The sequence below is a fragment of the Desulfobulbaceae bacterium genome, from assembly GCA_015231515.1.
GTDB lineage: Bacteria > Desulfobacterota > Desulfobulbia > Desulfobulbales > VMSU01 > JADGBM01.
Window position 1 is genome coordinate 1 of record JADGBM010000052.1, and the last position, 20,508, is coordinate 20,508.

General features: G+C 46.3%; 18 protein-coding genes. 10 read left to right on the forward strand and 8 right to left on the reverse strand.

Annotation, left to right across the window (positions count from 1 at the left end; all coding sequences use genetic code 11):
- The first annotated feature begins 271 nt into the window (after window positions 1-271).
- From recA to HQK80_09485, 9 genes are all read left to right on the forward strand, one after another.
- Window positions 272-1,336 (forward strand): recombinase RecA, encoded by a 1,065-nt coding sequence (recA, locus tag HQK80_09445; GenBank protein MBF0222432.1) that lies wholly within the window; start codon window positions 272-274, stop codon window positions 1,334-1,336.
- 31 nt (window positions 1,337-1,367) lie between these two features.
- Window positions 1,368-4,016: an alanine--tRNA ligase gene (gene alaS, locus HQK80_09450; protein MBF0222433.1), complete on the forward strand. Its 2,649-nt coding sequence runs from the start codon at window positions 1,368-1,370 to the stop codon at window positions 4,014-4,016.
- 241 nt (window positions 4,017-4,257) lie between these two features.
- Window positions 4,258-4,686 carry a hypothetical protein gene (locus HQK80_09455; GenBank protein ID MBF0222434.1) on the forward strand — a complete coding sequence of 143 codons (429 nt, stop codon included), beginning with the start codon at window positions 4,258-4,260 and terminating at the stop codon, window positions 4,684-4,686.
- Window positions 4,686-5,273, forward strand: coding sequence for a F0F1 ATP synthase subunit B (gene atpF, locus HQK80_09460; GenBank protein ID MBF0222435.1), 588 nt, complete (start codon window positions 4,686-4,688; stop codon window positions 5,271-5,273). The genes HQK80_09455 and atpF overlap by 1 nt, the downstream gene beginning before the upstream one ends.
- Window positions 5,273-5,818, forward strand: coding sequence for a F0F1 ATP synthase subunit delta (locus HQK80_09465; protein ID MBF0222436.1), 546 nt, complete (start codon window positions 5,273-5,275; stop codon window positions 5,816-5,818). Before atpF ends, HQK80_09465 begins: the two co-directional genes overlap by 1 nt.
- A 5-nt stretch (window positions 5,819-5,823) precedes the next feature.
- Window positions 5,824-7,347, forward strand: coding sequence for a F0F1 ATP synthase subunit alpha (locus HQK80_09470; GenBank protein MBF0222437.1), 1,524 nt, complete (start codon window positions 5,824-5,826; stop codon window positions 7,345-7,347).
- Window positions 7,348-7,375: 28 nt separating this feature from the next.
- Entirely contained in the window at window positions 7,376-8,248 is an 873-nt protein-coding gene (gene atpG / locus HQK80_09475; GenBank protein MBF0222438.1) for an ATP synthase F1 subunit gamma, read from the forward strand.
- Window positions 8,249-8,347: 99 nt separating this feature from the next.
- Window positions 8,348-9,766: a F0F1 ATP synthase subunit beta gene (atpD, locus tag HQK80_09480; GenBank protein MBF0222439.1), complete on the forward strand. Its 1,419-nt coding sequence runs from the start codon at window positions 8,348-8,350 to the stop codon at window positions 9,764-9,766.
- A 9-nt stretch (window positions 9,767-9,775) separates the two neighbouring features.
- Window positions 9,776-10,192, forward strand: a complete 417-nt coding sequence (locus HQK80_09485) for a F0F1 ATP synthase subunit epsilon (protein MBF0222440.1) — start codon at window positions 9,776-9,778, stop codon at window positions 10,190-10,192.
- Window positions 10,193-10,324: 132 nt separating this feature from the next.
- On the opposite strand, the gene HQK80_09490 is transcribed toward HQK80_09485, so the two are convergent.
- The gene (locus tag HQK80_09490; GenBank protein MBF0222441.1) at window positions 10,325-10,795 is read right to left on the reverse strand and encodes a chemotaxis protein CheX; all 471 of its coding nucleotides are present in this window, start codon (window positions 10,793-10,795) and stop codon (window positions 10,325-10,327) included.
- 145 nt (window positions 10,796-10,940) lie between these two features.
- Here HQK80_09490 and HQK80_09495 point away from each other — a divergent pair, with 145 nt between their 5' ends.
- Complete coding sequence (locus tag HQK80_09495; GenBank protein MBF0222442.1) at window positions 10,941-12,344, forward strand: NAD(P)-dependent oxidoreductase; 1,404 nt, start codon at window positions 10,941-10,943, stop codon at window positions 12,342-12,344.
- On the opposite strand, the gene HQK80_09500 is transcribed toward HQK80_09495, so the two are convergent.
- The 7 genes from HQK80_09500 to HQK80_09530 all read right to left on the reverse strand — a co-directional run.
- On the reverse strand, window positions 12,345-14,081 hold the full coding sequence (locus HQK80_09500; GenBank protein ID MBF0222443.1) for an N-acetylmuramoyl-L-alanine amidase: 1,737 nt from the start codon (window positions 14,079-14,081) through the stop codon (window positions 12,345-12,347).
- Between the two features lie 15 nt (window positions 14,082-14,096).
- On the reverse strand, window positions 14,097-16,763 hold the full coding sequence (gene mutS / locus HQK80_09505; protein MBF0222444.1) for a DNA mismatch repair protein MutS: 2,667 nt from the start codon (window positions 16,761-16,763) through the stop codon (window positions 14,097-14,099).
- Window positions 16,760-17,263 carry an HIT domain-containing protein gene (locus HQK80_09510; GenBank protein MBF0222445.1) on the reverse strand — a complete coding sequence of 168 codons (504 nt, stop codon included), beginning with the start codon at window positions 17,261-17,263 and terminating at the stop codon, window positions 16,760-16,762. The genes mutS and HQK80_09510 overlap by 4 nt, the downstream gene beginning before the upstream one ends.
- On the reverse strand, window positions 17,260-17,760 hold the full coding sequence (locus HQK80_09515; GenBank protein MBF0222446.1) for a metallophosphoesterase family protein: 501 nt from the start codon (window positions 17,758-17,760) through the stop codon (window positions 17,260-17,262). The genes HQK80_09510 and HQK80_09515 overlap by 4 nt, the downstream gene beginning before the upstream one ends.
- A 129-nt stretch (window positions 17,761-17,889) precedes the next feature.
- A complete protein-coding gene (locus tag HQK80_09520; protein ID MBF0222447.1) occupies window positions 17,890-19,056 on the reverse strand; it encodes a diguanylate cyclase in 1,167 nt (388 codons plus the stop codon).
- A gap of 491 nt (window positions 19,057-19,547) precedes the next feature.
- On the reverse strand, window positions 19,548-19,697 hold the full coding sequence (locus HQK80_09525; protein ID MBF0222448.1) for a hypothetical protein: 150 nt from the start codon (window positions 19,695-19,697) through the stop codon (window positions 19,548-19,550).
- Window positions 19,698-19,939: 242 nt separating this feature from the next.
- On the reverse strand, window positions 19,940-20,508 hold a 569-nt coding region (locus HQK80_09530; GenBank protein ID MBF0222449.1), incomplete at its 5' end, for an alpha/beta hydrolase.

The window sequence follows — 20,508 nt, forward strand, 5'->3', positions numbered from 1 at the left end:
CGGCGTTTACAGCGCTTGATCTTGTTCGCCGTAAACTGCTTGAGGAAAAAAACGCTTTGGGTTAAAAGAGTAACCTGTAGAATAGCCAATTGGCATCATGCAAATTAATTGGAACAGAGTATCACTTAGTAAGTTACATAGGACACTATTTGTCTGACACGGTATGGAATACTACTCCTGAGTTTTAAAACAGGATGCTTCCATGACGGAAATACGGTGCGAAATCAAACAGCCCAAGCTGAGTCTAGTTGAGGCAAAAGAAGGAGTTTATATGGCAACTAATGCAAACGGTCAAACCGACAAACAAAAAACCCTCGAATCAGCGGTATTTCAGATCCAGAAACAGTTTGGCAAGGGCTCCATCATGCGTCTGGGCTCCGGCACAGCAGAGGCTATTCCGGCAATATCAACCGGCATTTTAAGTATTGATATTGCCACTGGTATTGGTGGCATACCAAGAGGCCGGGTGTCAGAAATATATGGGCCTGAATCGTCTGGTAAAACCACATTTGCCTTACACTGTATTGCTGAGGCTCAGAAAGCAGGCGGGGTTGCTGCGTTCATCGATGCTGAACATGCTCTTGACGTTCAGTATGCTGAAAAACTTGGTGTGAATATTGATGATCTGCTGGTCTCACAACCGGATTACGGTGAACAGGCTTTGGAGATTGCCGAAATTTTGATTCGGAGCAACGCCGTTGATATTATTGTTATCGATTCGGTCGCAGCCCGTGTTCCCAAGACTGAAATTGATGGAAATATTGGTGACACTCATGTTGGACTCCAGGCCCGCTTGATGTCTCAGGCAATGCGTAAGCTGTCAGGTGTTCTCAATCGGGCCCATACTTCGTTGCTTTTCATCAATCAAATTCGTATGAAGATAGGCGTCATGTACGGCAACCCGGAAACAACCCCAGGTGGAAATGCTTTAAAGTTTTACTCCTCAATGCGCCTGGAAATTCGTAAAATCACTGCGATTAAAATAGGCGAAGATGTGGTTGGTAATCGGACGCGGGTTAAAGTAGTGAAAAATAAAGTCGCTCCGCCATTTAAAATAGCTGAGTTTGATATTATTTATGGCGAGGGTATGTCCAAGGTTGGTGACCTGCTGGATATGGCGGTTGAGCTGGGCGTGGTCGAAAAAAGCGGCGCCTGGTACTCTCAAAATGGCGAGAGAATCGGGCAGGGACGAGAAAATGCCAAGGTCTTCCTGAGAGAACATGACGATATTGCCAATGAGATTGCCTCGAAGGTTAAGCTTGGGCTTGGGATTGGTGCCGAGACTCCTGCTAAGGCCAAGACAAAGCAGGAAAAGGTAGAGAAGCAGGATAAATAGTTGTTTAAGAATAGACAGATTGGGTAGCTCAATGAAAGGATATGAAATTCGAGAGAAGTTTTTGCAGTATTTTGCCGACCGCGGCCACCAAGTCGTCGAGAGTTCGTCGCTGGTACCTCAAGACGACCCGACCTTGCTTTTTGTCAACTCAGGAATGGTGCAGTTTAAAAGGGTTTTTACCGGAGAGGAGACCCGACCCTACACTACAGCAACTTCTTGCCAGAGAAGTGTTCGAGCTGGTGGAAAACATAATGATTTGGAAAATGTTGGCTATACCGCCAGGCATCATACATTTTTTGAGATGTTGGGCAATTTTTCCTTCGGCGATTACTTCAAAAAAGAGGCGATTGATTATGCCTGGGAGTTTTTGACGGAAGTTCTTGCTGTTCCGAAGGAGCATCTTTGGATCTCTGTCTTTGAAGACGATGATGAAGCTTTTGCCCTGTGGGAAAAAGTTGAAGGTCTGTTGGCTGGACGTATTGTCAGAATGGGAGAATCAGAAAATTTTTGGGCCATGGGTGATACCGGCCCTTGCGGACCGTGTTCTGAAATTCATTTTGACCAGGGCGTAGAGGCTGGCTGCGGAAAACCTGATTGTAAGCTGGGCTGTGATTGTGACCGTTTTTTAGAGTTATGGAACCTGGTTTTTATGCAGTTTGAGCGTGATCAGGATGGGAATATGACCTCGCTGCCTAAACCCAGCATCGATACCGGTATGGGGCTTGAGAGGGTTGCCTCGGTGTTGCAGGGCAAATATACCAATTATGATTCAGAGATTTTTACGACAATCATGGATCAAATAGCCTCTGTGTCTGGCACTCGATACGGTGCTGACAAAAAGAGTGACACGGCGCTGAAGGTTATTGCCGATCATGCTCGGGCGACCACCTTTCTGGTAGCGGATGGGGTGTTGCCATCCAATGAGGGGCGTGGTTACGTCCTTCGTAGAATCATGCGACGGGCAATTAGATATGGGCGAAGTCTGGGGATGACCAAACCGTTTTTAGTCTCTATCACGGCAGCGGTAGTTGAGCAGATGAAAGGCGCCTATCCCCATCTGCGCAGTGCAGCTGAACTATTGGCAAAGGTTGTGAATAATGAGGAAGAACGTTTTTTAGAGACTCTTGATAACGGCTTGTCAATTCTGGGCGCTGAATTGGCCAGGATGCGTGACAACAATGAGACCCTGGTCTCGGGCACTTTTATTTTCAAACTCTATGACACGTTTGGTTTTCCAGTTGATATTGTTCGAGATATGGCCCTTGAGGTTGGTTTTTCAGTTGACCAGGAGGGATTTAAACAGGCCATGGACGCCCAGCGCCAGCAATCGAAAAAATCATGGAAAGGCGGCGAACTGCCAGGTGCATCAGGTGCCTTACGACAGGCGTTATCCGATGTGGCCAGGACGGAGTTTGTTGGTTACGAAACGCGGCGCTGCTCGACTACGCTTACGGCAATTGTCACGGAGCACGGTGATAGAGTTGCCTCTGCTTCGCGGGGAGAGCAGATACTGATTGCCTGTCTCCAGACCCCTTTTTATGCAGAGTCGGGTGGTCAGATTGGTGATCATGGGGAGATTATTGGCGAGAAGGGCCGAGCGACAGTGGTAGGTACGAGTAAAACTGCCGAGGGTGTTTTTCTGCACAAATGTGAAGTTGACGATGGGGAAATATCTCAGGGCGACTGTGTCGAGATGCGGGTTGCTGAAGGTCGGCGGCAGCGTATCGCAGCAAATCATTCGGCAACGCATCTTTTACAGTCGGCATTGCAGGAAGCACTCGGTGAGCATATTAAACAGTCCGGATCTCTGGTGGAAGAGGAGAGGCTTCGCTTTGACTTTACCCATTTCTCACCGTTGTCTGATCAGGAACTATTCGAAATTGAAACCCTGGTTAATCGCGAAATACGCGCTAATGTGGCGAACTGTGTTGAGCATATGGACAAGGAAAAAGCCAAGGCCTCTGGGGCAACTGCTCTTTTTGGTGAAAAATATGATGATGTTGTCCGGGTGGTTTCTTTTGGTCAGAAGAGCAGTGAACTCTGTGGCGGCACCCATGTCGGTGCAACTGGTGAAATCGGTCTCTTTAAAATTGTCAGTGAAACAGGTATTGCTGCCGGGGTCAGGCGAATAGTCGGAGTCACGGGTGAAAGGGCCCTGCAGAGAGTTCAGGGCTTTGAAAATACGATTTCAATTATTGCCCAGGAACTAAAGACCTCCCCTGATGAGGTTGTGAGAAAATTAAAAAGCGGGCTGGCACGCCAGAAGGAGTTAGAGAAAGAAGTTGGACAGCTTACGGCCCAGCTATCACTTGCAAGCTTGAACACTATAATTGAGACGGCCAGGGAGATTAGAGGCGTTAAGGTGGTTACCGCAAAAATTAAGCTCGATTCACCGAAAACGCTTCGTGAAATTGGGGATACAATTAGAGATAGGCTTGGCAGCGGTGTCGTCGTTATTGGTGGAGAGCTCGACGGGAAAGCCTCTCTGCTGGCAGTTGTGACTAAAGATGTGTGCAGTAAATGTCATGCGGGACAAATAATAAAAGAGGTTGCGGCAATTGTCGGGGGCAGTGGTGGAGGCCGTCCGGATATGGCTCAGGCTGGTGGCTCAATGCCGGATAAATTGACTGAGGCCCTTGAGGCGGTAGATGCGATTATAGAAAAACAGCTGGACCGCTAGAAATGAATGGTTGTTCATTTTTAGCCGAGGGTAAGGTGTGCTGTAAATACGAAATCGGTCGGAACTGGGTAGAATTACTCACAAAAAAAATAATTATTGCTTGAAATTAGTTCGCCATAAAGGGTTGACAGGGAAAATTATATCTGATAAAGAGAACCCTTAATTTGATGAATAGCCATTCATTTTTGGTTTAAATAAAGGGTTTACCAGCCTGCTGGCGTAAAAATTAAGGAGAGGCTCAATGATCACAATTGATATCACAATGCCTATTCATATAATCAACATGCTTTTGTTGATTGTTATTATGAATGCGGTTTTGTACCGCCCGATTCGCTCAATCCTGATCGAGAGAGAGAAGAAGGTTGATAGTCTTGAAAGGGAAATTGAGACCTTTGAGAAAAATTCACAGCTGCAGATAGAAGAGTTCGATAAGAAACTTACCGAGGCTCGGGTAAAGGCCAAGATGCAGATGGATGCGGCCAAGGCGGAAGCTGCCGGATCAAGTGCTGAAAAGCTGGCAGGAATCCGCAAGGAAGCAGATGCCGAAAAGGCAACAGAACTTGGGCAGATTGAGCAGCAGTTTTCAGTAGCACAGCAGGAATTAAAAGGGCAGCTTGAAGATTTTGCCAGCGCTATGGCAGGTAAGATTCTGGGGAGGTCAGTGTCATAATGCGAATTTCTAAAACAAAAGTTAAAATTGTCTCGTTGCTAGTTGTTGCTGTCTTGGCTTGTGCTGCAACGGTATACGCATCGAGTGCTGAGGGTGGTAGCCTCTCGCCGGCAAAACTTAAAGATCTTGGCTGGCGTGCCATGAACTTTATTGCCTTGGCGATAATTCTGGTGAAGTTTCTGGGTAAGCCAATTGGCAACGCCATGGGCAGCCGGAGAATGGCTATTGTCAATCAGTTTGAAGAGTTAAATGAACGGCGATCTGATGTGGAAAAGAGTTATAGGGAGTACGAGGCCAAAATAGGTCAGATAGATACAGAGGTTGCAACTATACTGGAAGCTGCCAAGGCCCAGGCCGAAACCGAAAAATCAAAAATAATCGCCGATGCAACTCGAGCGGCTGAAGATATTAAGAAAAAAGCGCAAATGTCAATTCAGCACGAGACAAGCATGGCCCGTAAAAAGCTTCGCACAGAAGTTGCCGAACAAGCCGCAGTTATGGCTGAAGCAATCATTCGCAAGAATTTGACAGCTGATGATCAGGCCAAACTCGTTGAAGATTACCTTGATAAAGTGGGTACGGTATAATGAAAAATACTATATTAGCCAATCGTTATGCAAAGGCACTTTTTGCTGTGGCTCAGGAAACTGATGCCTATGACGACTACAGTAAAATGTTAGGCGAAGTGGCCGGTGCTGTGGTTTCCCAGCCCGAAGTACAGGATGGGTTAACGAATCGCCTGTACCCTGTTGATGTACGAGTTAAGGTCATGGAGTACATAATCGGGGCAGTTGGCGCCACTGGCGTTGTTAAAAATTTTCTCACCCTTGTCGTACAAAAAAAGAGGGCTGAGTTTCTGCCTGAAATTGCCACTGCTTTTCAAGCCTTGATTGATACTAAACGAAATATTTGCCAGGGATCAGTTATTACAGCAACAGAGATCAGCTCAGCGCTGAAAGATAAGGTTCAGGCAACGATGGAAAAGATTACAGGTAAAACTGTTGTATTGAAAACACAAGTTGACCCGGCTATCGTCGGTGGAATTATTGCCAAAGTGGGCGATCTGGTATTGGACGCTAGTATCAGAAGCCAGATTCAGGGGCTAAAAGAATCCATACAAGGGAGTGAATAATTAAAATGCAGATTAAAGCCGAAGAGATCAGTCAAATTATTAAGTCGCAGATCAAGGATTATGAATCAAAAGTTGATCTGAGTGAAACTGGTACAGTAATCTCAGTTGGTGACGGTATCGCACGTGTTCATGGTGTTGAGAATTGTATGGCCATGGAGCTGCTTGAGTTCTCCAATGGAGTACTTGGTCTGGCACTGAACCTTGAGGCAGACAACGTCGGTTGTGCCGTACTCGGTAACGTTTCAGGAATTAAAGAAGGCGATATTGTCAAACGAACCGGCAAGATAGCCGAGGTACCAGTTGGGCCTGAAATGGAAGGTCGAGTTGTTGATGCCGTTGGTAATCCAATTGACGGGCAGGGGCCGATTAATGCCAAACACAGCAGTAAGATCGAGGTGTTGGCACCCGGTGTTATCGCCAGAAAGAGTGTTCATGAGCCCTGCTACACCGGTTCAAAAGCTATCGACGCTATGACACCGGTTGGACGTGGTCAGCGTGAGCTGGTCATTGGGGACAGGCAGATCGGTAAAACGGCTGTATGCGTTGATGCGATTATCGCTCAGAAAAACACCGATGTGCATTGTGTCTATGTTGCTATTGGCCAGAAAAAATCGACTGTTGCTCTAGTAGTTGAAGCGCTTCGTAAAAATGGCGCCATGGAGTACACAACGGTTGTGGCAGCCTGTGCCTCTGATCCTGCTCCACTTCAGTATACGGCGGCCTTTGCTGGTTGTGCAATGGGGGAGTATTTTCGTGATAATGGCCAGCACGCATTAATCATCTATGATGATCTTTCTAAGCAGGCAGTAGCCTATCGTCAGCTTTCACTGCTTCTTCGACGTCCACCGGGACGAGAGGCGTTTCCTGGAGATATTTTCTTCAATCACTCACGGCTTCTTGAGCGATCATGCAAGGTTAATGATGAGCTCGGTGCAGGCTCACTAACCGCTTTGCCGATCATCGAGACCCAGGCGGGTGACGTATCTGCCTATATTCCAACAAACGTAATCTCTATTACTGATGGACAGGTATATCTTGAGCCAAGTCTGTTTTTTGCGGGTGTTCGTCCGGCAATTAACGTTGGTCTTTCAGTATCTCGAGTTGGTGGTGCTGCCCAAGTTAAGGCCATGAAACAGGTTGCCGGTACCCTTCGTCTTGATCTTGCCCAGTATCGTGAACTTGCTGCCTTTGCAGGGTTTGGTTCAGACCTTGATGCTGCAACTCAGGCTCAGCTAACTCGTGGTGAGCGACTTGTTGAAATTCTTAAACAGCCTCAGTACCAGCCATTATCCATGGAAAAACAGGTTACTATTCTTTTTGCAGGCACAAAGGGCTTCCTTGACACTTTACCGGTTGACAGCCTTGCTGACTTTGAGAAAGATTTGTACGCACATATAGAAGCGAATGCTGCAGACATCTTTGCAACATTGAACGAGAAACAGGCAATTGATGGTGCACTTGATGCACAGATGAAAGATGTCATATCCAAATTCGTTGTGCAGTTTAAAAGCGCTAAAGGCCTTAGTTAAGACCGATTTTTAAACCAGGGAAAATGCAATGGCCAGTTTAAAAGACGTAAAAACAAAGATAGGCGGCGTCAAAAAGACCTCGCAAATTACCAGCGCCATGAACATGGTCGCGGCAGCAAAGCTGCGCGGTGCCCAGCAGAAGATGGAAAGTTTTCGATCCTATGCCAGTAAGTTTAATGCGGCAATGGGTAGTTTGTCTACCGGTATGGATTCTGCTCAGTTTCCCCTTATGGAAGACCGGGCCATACAATCAGTTGAATTGGTGGTAGTCACATCTGATCGCGGACTGTGCGGTAGTTTTAATACCAACATTATCAAGACTGCTGAGAAGTTGATTAAATCATATACGGCTGAGGGTAAGAAGGTAAGCATTGTCTGTGTCGGCAAGAAAGCTTCGCAAAAGCTTCGTAAGACGGGCCTTGTAAGGAATAAGTATGTTGACATTATGGGTACCTTTCAGATGTTCAATGCCCGTGAAATAGCTCAGGACGTTGCCGACAATTTTCTTTCCGGCGCTGCCGATTTAGTGCAGATGGTTTTTGGTGAGTTTAAAAGTGTTGCTTCTCAGAAACCAAAAACCATATCTTTGCTTCCAATAGCCCCTGTAGCATCTGATGATTCTACGGCAACAAATGCTGTCTCGGATTATATTTATGAGCCCAGTCCGGATCAGATTATGGAAGTTTTACAACCACTTTATCTTAATGTAATGGTATATCATACAATGCTTGAGGTATCCGCTGGAGAACATGCGGCGCGAATGACAGCAATGGATAACGCTACAAAGGCATGTTCTGATATTATTCACAACCTTACATTAGTATATAACAAAGTTCGTCAAGGAAGTATAACGTCGGAACTGATGGATATCGTCGGTGGTGCTGAGGCGTTAAAAGGATAACAGGCAGCGAAACTCTAACGATTGAAGATACCACTGTCATAGTGGCCTAGAGTTTATAATCAATCAATGCAGGATAGTATTGAGGAGGCTGAGAGCCAAATGAGTGCAGAACTAGCAGTAGGAAAAGTAGTACAGGTTATTGGACCTGTAGTTGATGTTGAGTTTGACGCAGATAACTTGCCAAATATCGGCAATGCGCTGTTAATTTCAAACCCAGGAATTAATGATGTGGTTGACAACCTCGTATGCGAGGTTGCCCAGCACCTTGGCGATAATGTTGTTCGTACCGTTGCCATGGATCAGACCGATGGTCTTACCCGTGGACAGAAGGTAAAAGACACTGGTGATTCGATTCGAATTCCTGTTGGCCCAGCGACTCTTGGGCGAATTATGAATGTTGTCGGACGCCCTGTTGATGGTCTTGGCCCTATAGACGCAAAGACAACGGCACCGATTATTAAACCTGCACCTGCCTTTACAGAACTTGACACTGAAGTTAATGTTCTTGAGACAGGTATTAAGGTAATCGACCTTCTCGTTCCTTTCCCACGTGGTGGTAAAATGGGATTGTTTGGTGGTGCGGGATGTGGCAAGACTGTTATCATGATGGAGATGGTAAATAACATCGCTATGCATCATGGTGGTATTTCGGTTTTCTGCGGAGTTGGTGAACGAACCCGTGAAGGAAATGACCTCTACCATGAAATGAAAGAGTCTGGTGTTTTACCTAAAGCAGCACTTGTTTACGGGCAGATGACTGAGCCTCCAGGGGCTCGTTCACGTGTTGCGCTCACCGGACTGTCTGCAGCTGAGTATTTTCGTGATGAAGAAGGCCAGGACGTTCTGTTCTTTGTTGATAATATTTTCCGTTTTACCCAGGCCGGTGCCGAGGTATCAGCTCTTCTTGGTCGTATTCCGTCAGCTGTTGGTTACCAGCCGACATTGGGTACCGATCTCGGTGAGCTCCAGGAACGAATCACTTCAACGACCAAGGGATCAATTACTGCTGTTCAGTGCGTATACGTACCTGCTGATGACTTGACTGACCCAGCACCTGCAACTACTTTTGCCCATCTGGATGGTACCGTTGTTCTTTCACGACAGATTGCTGAGCTTGGTATTTACCCTGCGGTTGATCCGCTTGACTCCACCTCACGTATTCTTGACCCGAATGTTGTTGGCGAAGAGCATTATTTAGTTGCACGCCGAGTTCAGGTATCTTTGCAGAAATACAAAGATCTTGCCGATATTATTGCCATTCTTGGAATGGATGAGCTTTCCGAAGATGATCAGATTCTGGTGGAAAGAGCACGAAAAGTACAACGCTTCCTGTCGCAGCCATTTTCTGTCGCCGAGGTTTTTACCGGTATGGCAGGTAAGTATGTTAAGGTTGCCGATACCGTTCGTAGTTTTAAAGAGATTCTTGACGGTAAGCATGATGACCTGCCTGAAACCGCTTTTTATATGGTTGGTTCTATAGAAGAAGCCGTTGAGAAAGCCGCTAAAGCTAAAAGCTAAGGAAGACCCATGGCCGAGAAAATTCAGCTCGAAGTCGTAACACCTACCGGACCGGTAGTAAGCGAGCAAGTTGATATTGTTACAGCTCCTGGTATTGATGGTGATTTTGGAGTCCTCGCTAATCACGCACCACTACTGAGTACCATTAAGATTGGTGCTATGTCCTATAAAACCGATTCAAGCACTGTATACTTGATGGTTAGTGGTGGTTTTTGTGAGGTTTCAAACAACAAAATCACTTTTTTGGTAGAATCCGCAGAGCGTGGCCGAGACATTGATGTTGATAGGGCTATGCGAGCTAAGGAACGTGCCGAAAAACGTCTTGCCGAGGCTAGCAGGCAACAGGAATCCCTCAACAGTGCGAGGGCCGAAGCCTCGTTGCAGAGAGCACTTGCTCGTCTAAAGGTGAGTAAGGAGTCGAATTAACTGTAGCCCCCATCTCACAGCTGTTTGTAAATGTTAAAAGCCGTGCCAAGTTTATAAACTGGTGCGGCTTTTTGTTAGTAGCTCCAAGCGACAATTAGCTCCTGTAGCCTCTAAGCACAAGCTCCGCCTTTGTTATTTTACCGCCAAATTGGCTTCAACAACAAAGTCGCCATCTTGAGTGCTAAATGGAATTACAATGGTTGGCGCTTCCGAAAAATACGAAATCTCGACACCTTTTCCGCGTATCATGGTTGGTGTGGCTAAATCAAATTTTGAATTAAGCTTTGCGAGTTGAGCTCTGGCGCCTCCGCAGATCATGTTTGTTAATTCGCCAACTGCATCAATGATATCTTCGTCAATTGTGTCCTTGGGATCTTCATACAGCATTTTTGCGACAATTTGCAGAATGCATGACTCGGTAAAACTAAGAACCATGCAGCCAGTTACTGTATCAGATGCCATACCGACAATACCGCTTACATCGCCAAAAGAGTATGTACTTTCTTTGAGATATGGTTTGTTGGCCGTAACCGGCGTTTGGCACATTGTTTCCAAGACGTTTTTTGTAGCGCTTAAAAAAGGATTTATATATTCAGCTTTCATCCGCAATCCATCTGGTTATGCGTTAAAGTTTATAGAACAAGCCGCCTTTTTGAGGCTTGTTGAAAATCGACTAATTATATTAATAGGCTATTAAAAATTGCCATTCTTGTCCAGAGATTAAAGTAATTTATTGAGGGGGAAAATAATGAAACCACAAGAACGTTTAGCGATACCGCGCCAGCATCCTAAGGAACTTGACCCTGCCCTGCGTATCAAAAATTTTGATGAGGTTGTCTTTAATTTTGATGAAAAGACGGCCTATAAAGAAGCTGACAGATGTCTGCAATGTAAAAAGCCAAAATGTCAGGAAGGTTGTCCCATTCACAATAATATTCCCAAGTTTATTGGCCTTCTTCGAGAGGGTAAGTTGGAAGAAGCGTATTGGGTCATTCGCGAAACCAGTTCTATGCCTGCCGTCTGTTCAAGGGTTTGTCCGCATGAGTTTCAATGCGAAGGGGCATGTATTCGCGGCAAGAAAGGTGATCCTGTCGCCATTGGCATGCTTGAGCGTTACATAGTTGATTGGATGGTCATGAACACGAGGAATATGATGCGTGCCTGTGCCTTACCCAACGGCAAAAAAGTCGCTATAGTCGGCTCAGGCCCAGCTGGCATGACAACCGCTTTTTATCTTGCTCATCATGGTTACGATTGCTCTATATTTGAATCTCTTCCTGTGTTAGGCGGTATGCTTGCGGTAGGAATACCCGCCTACAGGCTGCCACGACATATTATCAAAGCTGAGTTTGATGCCTTAAAAAACTGTGGTGTTGAGATTATTACAGATGTTTGTATTGGCAAGGATAAGTCTTTACAGGAGCTCAAAGACAATGGCTTTTCTGCCGTATTTTTAAGCCCCGGAGCACACGCCAGTCGTAAACTTGGAGTTGAAGGGGAAGACCTTGAAGGCGTTCGCCATGGTGTTGACTATCTTCGTGAAGTTAATTTGGGCAATGAAGTAAACCTTGGCAGTGATGTTGTCGTGGTGGGCGGAGGAAATGTAGCAATTGATGTGGCACGTACTGCCCTTCGCACAGGTTCAAACCGGGTTTTTATTCTTTACCGCCGTACAAAGCAGGAGATGCCGGCCTCAAAGGCGGAGATTGATCATCTTGAGGAAGAAGGTGTGAAAATCGAGTTTCTTGCCGCTCCTGTTAAAATTCATGGCCAAAATGGTAAAATTAAAGAGGTTGAGTGTATACGTATGCGTCTTGGCGAATGTGATGCCTCTGGGCGATGCCGTCCTGTGGTTATCGAGGATTCCAATTTTATGATCAAGGCGGATGCGATTATCCCTGCTATCAGTCAGGATGTCGATCTTACTGCAGCTGAGGGGGCGAAGTTGGACTTAAGCCGTTGGAATACCTTTGAGGTAGACGAAGACACTATGCAGACCAATGTCCCTTGGATTTTCGCTGGTGGTGACGCCGTTCTTGGGCCTCAAACTGCCGCTAAAGCTGTTTTCCAAGGTAAGGTTGCGGCAGAATCCATCCACCGTTTCATTCAGGGAAAAGATTTGAAAGAAGGTCGTGTAGAAGTGACCAAGTGATCAAAGACCGGCAACTTTCAGGGTTACGGCATACTCAACAATGCCTCTGGTGATACTGTCGGCAATTGCCTCGAGGTAGTGGTCCGTTACCATGCGCTCTGCCTCTTGCGGATTACTGATGAAGGCAATTTCGGTAAGTATTGATGGCATTTGTGCGCCAATTAGTACAATGAAAGGGGCCTTTTTCACGCCGTGGTTGCGGATGTCCTTAAATTTGTCGTTTAAGCCCTTGTAGAGGTTTGACTGGATCATTTTGGCAAGCTGGGCGGATTCGTTTTTCTTGCTGTTATTCATGAGACTGCTGAGGATATTTTGTAGGTCACTGATTTTTTGTGCAGCGGTAGCATTTTCTTTTGCTGCGATTTTCATCTCATCTTCATTGGTTGCCAAATCAAGATAGTACGTCTCAATGCCCTTGGCCTCAGGAGATTTGGCGGAGTTAGCGTGAATCGAGATAAAGAGATCGCCATGTTCGGTGTTGGCAATAGCGGTTCTTTCCTCTAAGCGCAGGAACACATCATGCTTTCTGGTCAACACAACCTCTATGCCAAGTTCTTTGGTAATTTTTCGCGCCACTTTTTTTGCGACCTTCAGAACAACATCTTTTTCAAGTAACCCCCCAATGCCGACGGCTCCAGGGTCTTTGCCGCCATGCCCTGGATCAAGTACAACGCGCTTAATGCCAAGCCCAAGCTGCTGGGCGAGGCTGGGGGTGTTATTCGGAATGGATACAAATTGGGTAGGTGGCGCCTGCGGTGGGAGCTCCGCACCTTTGACGTCAATAACAATGCGATACGGATCTTCCAGATGGAAAATTTTGTAATCAGAGAGGCTTTGGGTATCAAGAACTACACGAACAGTATCCGGTGAAAACTGCGCACTGCGAATGCGCTGTAAAAGGCCGTCTTTTATCGGAATGGGCTGCTGCAGTTTTTTAGATATTTTGCTGTCGGAGAGGTTAACGTAAAGCCGGCGAGGTTTGTCACCTTCCTGCTTGAGAAGATGACCGGTATAGATGATGGGCTCAGAGGTTTCGATGACAACTCGAGTGTAGCTTTTAGTTGACCAATGGCGCAGTGTTACCACCTCTGATAAGAGAGATTTCTTCTTTGTACCTACTATAGTAGCGGGTTCTGTATTTTGTTCAGGTGGTGAAGATGCCCGTTTTATTAGGGGCTCGGGCTGTTTTGTGTCTGAAACTGGTGGTCGTTTCAAGGCCTTTAAGTCAGAGGCGGCCTTAGAGATCATGTCTCCTTTTGGGTAAATGGCAATTAATCGGGCAAAGACCAGGCTGGCATTTTTAAGATCCTTAAGTTCGACGGCGTATATTTTCGCAGTTTTGTAGAGAGCATCGTCTGCAAAGCGGTGTTGAGGGAATAATGTTACAATATCGTCGTAATAGGCCAAAGCCTCATGCAGATCATCTTGTTTGTTGAACCGCTTGTACATCTGAAAGTAGAGATCACCCAGAGTTAAAAGGCTGCTGGGCGCCAGAGAATCATACGGGTCAGTCTTGTAGGCCTGGCTAAAGGTTTTGGCTGTGATCAGCCAGTTTTTTCGATCAGCAGCATGTTGGGGGCTAAAGAGTAGTTTGTTTTGCAGTGCTCTGGCGAGAGAGTATCGTTTTTCGGTGATTTTACCTTTCGTTAAGGCTTGCCCCTCAACGGCTGGAATAAGCAGTAAGAGGCTCAGCAGTAAAAGTGTTGAAAGAAAAAGATTGGTACGGTTTTTTTTCATTAGAGGTTAATTGGTTTAATCGGCACGACTTAATGCCTTAAGTTCATACACCAGGGTTAATGCTTCCATGGGAGTAAGTTGATTTGGGTCAGCGTTTTCAAGCTTAATATGTACAGGGTCGTTGGCAGCTGCAAACAGGGCCATCTGATTGGGCTTGCCACTCTTTTTGTCATTTTTGCTTTGGGCAATGTTTGGTTCACCATACTGGTTAAACTCGCCTTTTTCAATGTTGTGTAAGAGTTCATTAGCCCTTTCAATAACATGAGGTGGTACACCGGCTAAGGCAGCAACCTGAATGCCGTAGCTCCGATTTGTGCCGCCCGCCAGCAGTTTGTGGAGAAAAATTATCGTATCATTCCACTCTCGTACCCCAATATTGAAGTTTTTGATCCGTTTATTGGTTTTGGAAAGCTCGGTAAGCTCGTGATAGTGGGTAGCAAATATAGTTTTGACGCCTGTGCCGTTTTTATTCACCAACTCTTCTGTCACCGCCCAGGCGATTGATAGTCCGTCAAAGGTACTTGTGCCCCGGCCGATTTCATCAAGGATGACCAGGCTTTTCTCCGTGGCATTGTTTAAAATATTGGCAGTCTCATTCATCTCGACCATGAAGGTCGACTGCCCCTGGCGCAGGTTGTCCATGGCCCCGACACGGGTAAAAATACGATCAACAACACCGATGGCAGCACTTGTTGCCGGCACAAAACTGCCGACCTGGGCCATGAGCACAATGAGGGCAGTTTGTCGTAAGATGGTTGATTTACCTGCCATGTTAGGGCCGGTGATGATAAGCACCTCATTATCGCTTTGATCGAGGTGGATATCATTTGGCACAAATTTACCATTTGGCAGGGCGCATTCGATAACCGGATGACGACCATCGCTAATACTGATGGTATCACCACTGTTGATTTCGGGGCGCACATATTTCAAACGTCTTGCTGCTTCAGCCAGTGAGGCAAAGAGATCAAGTTCTGCCAGAAATGAGGCCGTTTCCATAATGCGGGAACTTTGTTCGGCAAGCTGCGAGCGTATCTGACAGAACAGTGCATGTTCAAGCTCCAGGCTTTTATCCTGTGCGCCAAGGACCTTGTTTTCAAACTCTTTTAGTTCCGGCGTGATAAAACGTTCGGCATTGACCAATGTCTGTTTCCGAATAAAATAATCGGGCACATTAACCTGTTGAATTTTGCTGACTTCAAAATAATAGCCGAAGACCTTATTGAAGCCGATCTTAAGTTTGGCTATTCCGGAGGCCTCTTTTTCTTTATTTTCCAGGTCGAGTATTAACTGCTTGCCGTTTTTGAGAAGAATATTGATCTGATCAAGCTCGGCGTTGTAGCCGGTTTTGATCAGTTTGCCATCCCGCAGGGTGACGGGCGCCTCTTCATTGATACTTGACTCAAGGAGTTCGCAGATATCTGTTAAACTGTCCATTGATTCGTGGATGGTTTGCAGGATGGTTCCCTGTGCGCTGGACAGCAGTTCTTTCAGTTGGGGAAGTTGCCCGAGGGAGTGTTTGAGGGCGGTGAGGTCTCTGGCATTGGCACTGCCCAGGACGATACGGCTGTTGAGTCGTTCGATATCATATACTTTTAAAAGGAGTTCCCGCAGAGAAGAACGCAGGGAGGCTTCCTTATGCAAAACCTCTACAGTGTCGTGGCGGGCGATAATACGTTCTGTGTTCTGAATAGGAAAAAGCAGGCTTTTTTTGAGCAGCCGGGCACCCATGGGTGTGCAGGTGAAATCCAACGTAGCAAGGAGCGAACCTTCCCGCGTTCCGCCTGCTATGGTCTGGGTGATTTCAAGATTTCTCCGGGAAGATTCATCGATAATCAAGACATCGTTAAGGTCGATGGGCGAGAGTTTATTGATATGTGAAAGGTTTGTCTTCTGGGTCTCGTTGATATAGGCAAAGAGGGCGCCTGCGGCGGAGAGGCCCTCTTTCATCTGCTCGCAGCCGAAACCTGCCAGATTTGCCACCCGAAAATGATCAAGTAAAAGTTCCTTGGCCCGATCTTTATGAAAGTCATAATCAGCCCTTGAAGTTATGCAGACAGCAGGAAGAATTTGACCGATCTGTTTGCTGAGAGTGGCCATCAGCCCCTCGGCATCTTCAAGCTGTTTTTCTGGCAGCAGGATCTCTGACGGGGTCATTCGTGCAAGTTCGTCAAGGATTGTCTCGTAGGACGAAAACTCTCCAGCCAGAAACTCACCGGTTGAAATATCTAGAATGCTGATTCCCCAGATAGTGTCCGTTTTCTTTCGTGGACCAATCACAGCGGCAATGTAAAGATTGTTCTTGTCGTCTAAAAGCTGTTCGTCAGTAACCAGGCCAGGGGTGATGATGCGGACAACTTCACGCTTGACGATGCCTTTGGCCTCTTTTGGGTCTTCGACCTGTTCACAGACAGCAACCTTGTGACCTGCCCTGACCAGTTTGGCAAGGTAGGAGGCTGATGAATGATAGGGGATTCCGCAGAGAGGTACTTTGTCCGTATCAGCCTTGCTGTTTCTTGAGGTAAGGGTAATGCCCAGGATCTTTGAGGCTTTGATGGCATCGTCAAAGAACATCTCGTAAAAATCTCCCAGCCTGTAGAACAGAATAGCACCCTGGTGCTGGTTTTTGATCTCCATGTATTGCTGGAGCATGGGGGTAAGGTTTTTTTGATTCTCACTCATGTGGCGGCCGGTGCTATCGATGAAAAGGATGGAAAAAGCAGGTCAAAAGTCTCATCAATATGCTGGGGTATTGTTCGAATGTCTGCTGTAACGGTGATGAAATTGTGATCGTCCTCCCAGCGGGGAACAATGTGAAAATGCAGGTGCTCAGCAATGCCGGCGCCAGCGGTTTTTCCTAAGTTGAGGCCGATGTTGAACCCATCCGGCTTTAAATGCTGTCGCAGGATTGAGCAGCCTTTTGTTATAAGTGACATGATGGCTGAGTGTTCAGCTGGCGTAAGGTCAGTTAAATCGGCAACATGACGATTAGGGGCCACTAAAAGGTGCCCATTAGCGTATGGAAAACGGTTGAGCAGGGCTTGGGCTGTGGAGTCACGGTAGAGCAGCAGATCCTTTTTGCTGGAGGAAACAGCGGCGGCAAAGTCAAAGATGCAGCCCTGTTTAGTTTTTTCCTGGTCAAGGATATATGATATTCGCCAAGGGGCCCAGAGAGTTTTCATCGTAGTGCCGGAACCTCATAAAGTGTCGCTTTCAACTCAGTGTCTGCCTCAAGAATAGCAAATGTTCCTGGAGCGCCGAAGCGCCCGGTTGTTTGAAAACTTCCCGGGTTGAGATACAGGATGCCGCCGCTTTTATGGCAGGTTGGCGTGTGCGTATGGCCATATATAATGCAGTCTACTTCGTCAAATTCCAAGGAAAGTTGATCTTCAAAATTATAAGCATACCCTGTGTTGTGGATAAGGCCTATGGTGAATTTGCCGACAGTTACAGTTTTTTTGCGGGGCAGAGCCTGTAGACTGCCGGTTGAGCACATATTGCCATGCACAGCATGGACCTTTTTGTTCTTAAAGGCCTTCAGGATATGGGGGTCTGTCAGGTCACCAGCATGAAAAATCATAGATACACTGGAAAAACAGAGATCGACAAGTTGTTCAAACGCCGGGGTAAGCTTTGATAAATGGGTGTCAGAAAGAACACCGATGCGCACAGGCTGCATTGTATTAACCCCACAAGGTTAGATGTTGAAATTTGACATAACATACTATAACGACAGGAGAATCTCAACAAGATAGGGGCAGGTGGGCTGTGAAAGGTGAAATGAAAACTAAAGGAGCTTCCGGCTGGATTATTCAAAAATAATGGTTTTGTTTCGTCCTTGGGCCTTAGCAGAGTAGAGGGCTTTATCAGCCTTAGAGATCAGACCTTCAAAGGTGTGTGATTTTTCGGAGAAGGTTGCAACACCAATACTGATAGTAATTTCAATGCCGCCGGTGCCGTTAACTGACTCAGCCCTGACAGCACGGCGAATATCTTCAGCAACTTCATAGGCCTCGACAAGCTCGGTGTTGATCAAAATAATACCAAATTCTTCACCACCGTAGCGGGCTAAAATATCGCTTTTACGAAGAGTTTTTTGCAAAAATTGTGAAAACCAGATTAAAACCGAGTCACCACGTTGGTGGCCAAAGGTGTCGTTAACATTTTTAAACAAATCAATATCGATCAGGAGAAGGCTAACGGGTTCTTCTGGATAACGTCGTACCCGCTCTATTTCACCAAGCAGGCGTTCGTTAAAGTAACGCCGATTGTACAAGCCGGTAAGGTCATCTTTAATGGCGATGCGCAGAGTTTTCTCAAAACGTTTGGAGTTGTCAATGGCGGCACCAACGGTATGACCAATCATTGAGAGCATCATCACTACATCATCACCGATTGGTGTTTGTGATGCCGAATTGTCCACCAGAAGAACTCCTTCGACACACTCGGCATTTTGGGTTTTGTGTACCGGACACAGATCACATTTCCGTTGTTTTTCTTCGATGGTCAGCTCATGACTGGAACCGCATTTTGTGCCGGAAACAAGCCAGCAGCGTACCCACTTATTGCCGTAGGCCGGGCAGCTGTGTTCCTTGCAGTTGGTTATTTCCCAGCAGGATATTCGTTTTTTGTTGATAATAGGCACAACGGCGAAGGAGGTGAGGCCAAGATCTTTAATGAAAGGGTCATTGTCGGCTATTTGGTTCCAGAGAGGGATCCCGGTAATCAACGGGCTTGTAAAGATGAAGTTTTCGGAAATCGGGATTTCAAGTCGCTTAATTACACCTTCTTCAAAACCTTTGCTCAGCTTTCCGCAGAGAACACCCCGGTGATGTTTAACAAAAAAGAGAGCAATCCTGTCGAAGGAGAAAACGTCTTCAACCAAGTCTACGAAACGGTGCTCAACTGTGTCAATGTCGAGGTCCTCATAGATGAGAGAAAGCCACTCCAGGACTTTCAGGTTGTCGTAGGGCATATGTTTATGACTCAGTTGTTTGAGGTGGCCGTGTTGTCTGCCGTTAATCGTTTTGGATTCATTGAGCGATTATTGCCTTACTCAAGCTAGCAAATTGTGCGCCAGCACCTATTGATTCTGAAATATGTATTTATTTTAGCAGGTTAGGAAGATAAATGCCAAGAAATAATGGTTGGGGAAAGCCCTGTATTCCGAAAAACAGGAAATGGAATCCGTAAGAATGGATTTACCTGTGTTCTGGCGGTTATAACTGGACAGTAATTTCCATTTGAACACAAGATTAAAAATCCCCCTAAATCCCCCTTTTCAAAGGGGGATTTAGGGGGATTTTGTGGAGACCTAAACTAACTCACATGTGACTCTGCTTTAATAAAGATCGAGGAAACGAAGTCGCTTCGTGCTGTTTGATGTTGGCAGAAACGTGACAGTAGTCCCACAAAAAACTAATCCAATGGGATTGGCATTACTGTTTTAGTATTCTGATGAAAGGCTTATCTGGTAAGACGGGTGAACATGAAACCAGGAAGGCGACTGGCCATATCAATTGTAAGGATGGTAGCGAGAAAAATCCCCATTGAGAGAGCTTGAATGCATGTAAGAGCGGTTCTGGCAGTTGAAAAACATCCGATAAGAATTTTCATAGTAGGCTCCCTTTTGTCATTTCATTTATCTACGGGCTTTGGCCGCAGTTGTGGTTATCATGAGCATGAACTATGCCATGTGATAACTACTCCATGGAAAATGCTGTAATTCTAGTATGTTATGGAGGTGTTGGCGGGGCGGTGTCGCAAGGATTCAGAGGCCAATACTGTGCCAAAAGAACCGGTTTGGGGGCTTTGTTGAGGTTATTTCCCCCTGTTTGCTGTCTGAAAAGATGCAAAGGTTATTTGGTTTTTGATCGTGGTTTGTGCGTGCGGACTTTAAGGATTTTATTTGTGAATTGTTTGAGAACAGCAAAGTACAGGTCGCCTGCGACATTGATAATGGTGTTGTGATCAGCGCCGGGCACAATGGACAACTCTTTACTGCGGGCTGCACATTTGCTGTGCAGGATTTCGGCGTTCACCAGCGGCAACAGAGTGTCCCTCTGGGCATGCAGAATAAAAACAGGTTTGGTGATCAGCTCAATCTTTTGGACGTTTTTAAAACCATCCATTTCAGATATGCCTAGTTTCTGGATATCCACATCAAGTGCCAGGAGCAGTGGAAGAGTTTGCGCAAAAGCGCTTTCAAGGATAAGGCCGCTGATCTCTTTCTCGAAGGAGTAAGCGATCTCCAGGGCACTGGCACTTCCCAGGGATCGCCCCATTACGAAAAGTGCTCCGCTCCTGTTCTCACTGGTAAGCCATTGCTGAACGTACTGAAAAATTGCCCGGGCATCCAGCATCATTGATGAAGCGCTGGGTGTTCCGCCACTGTTACCATATCCACGGTAGTCAACTGCTAGAAAAT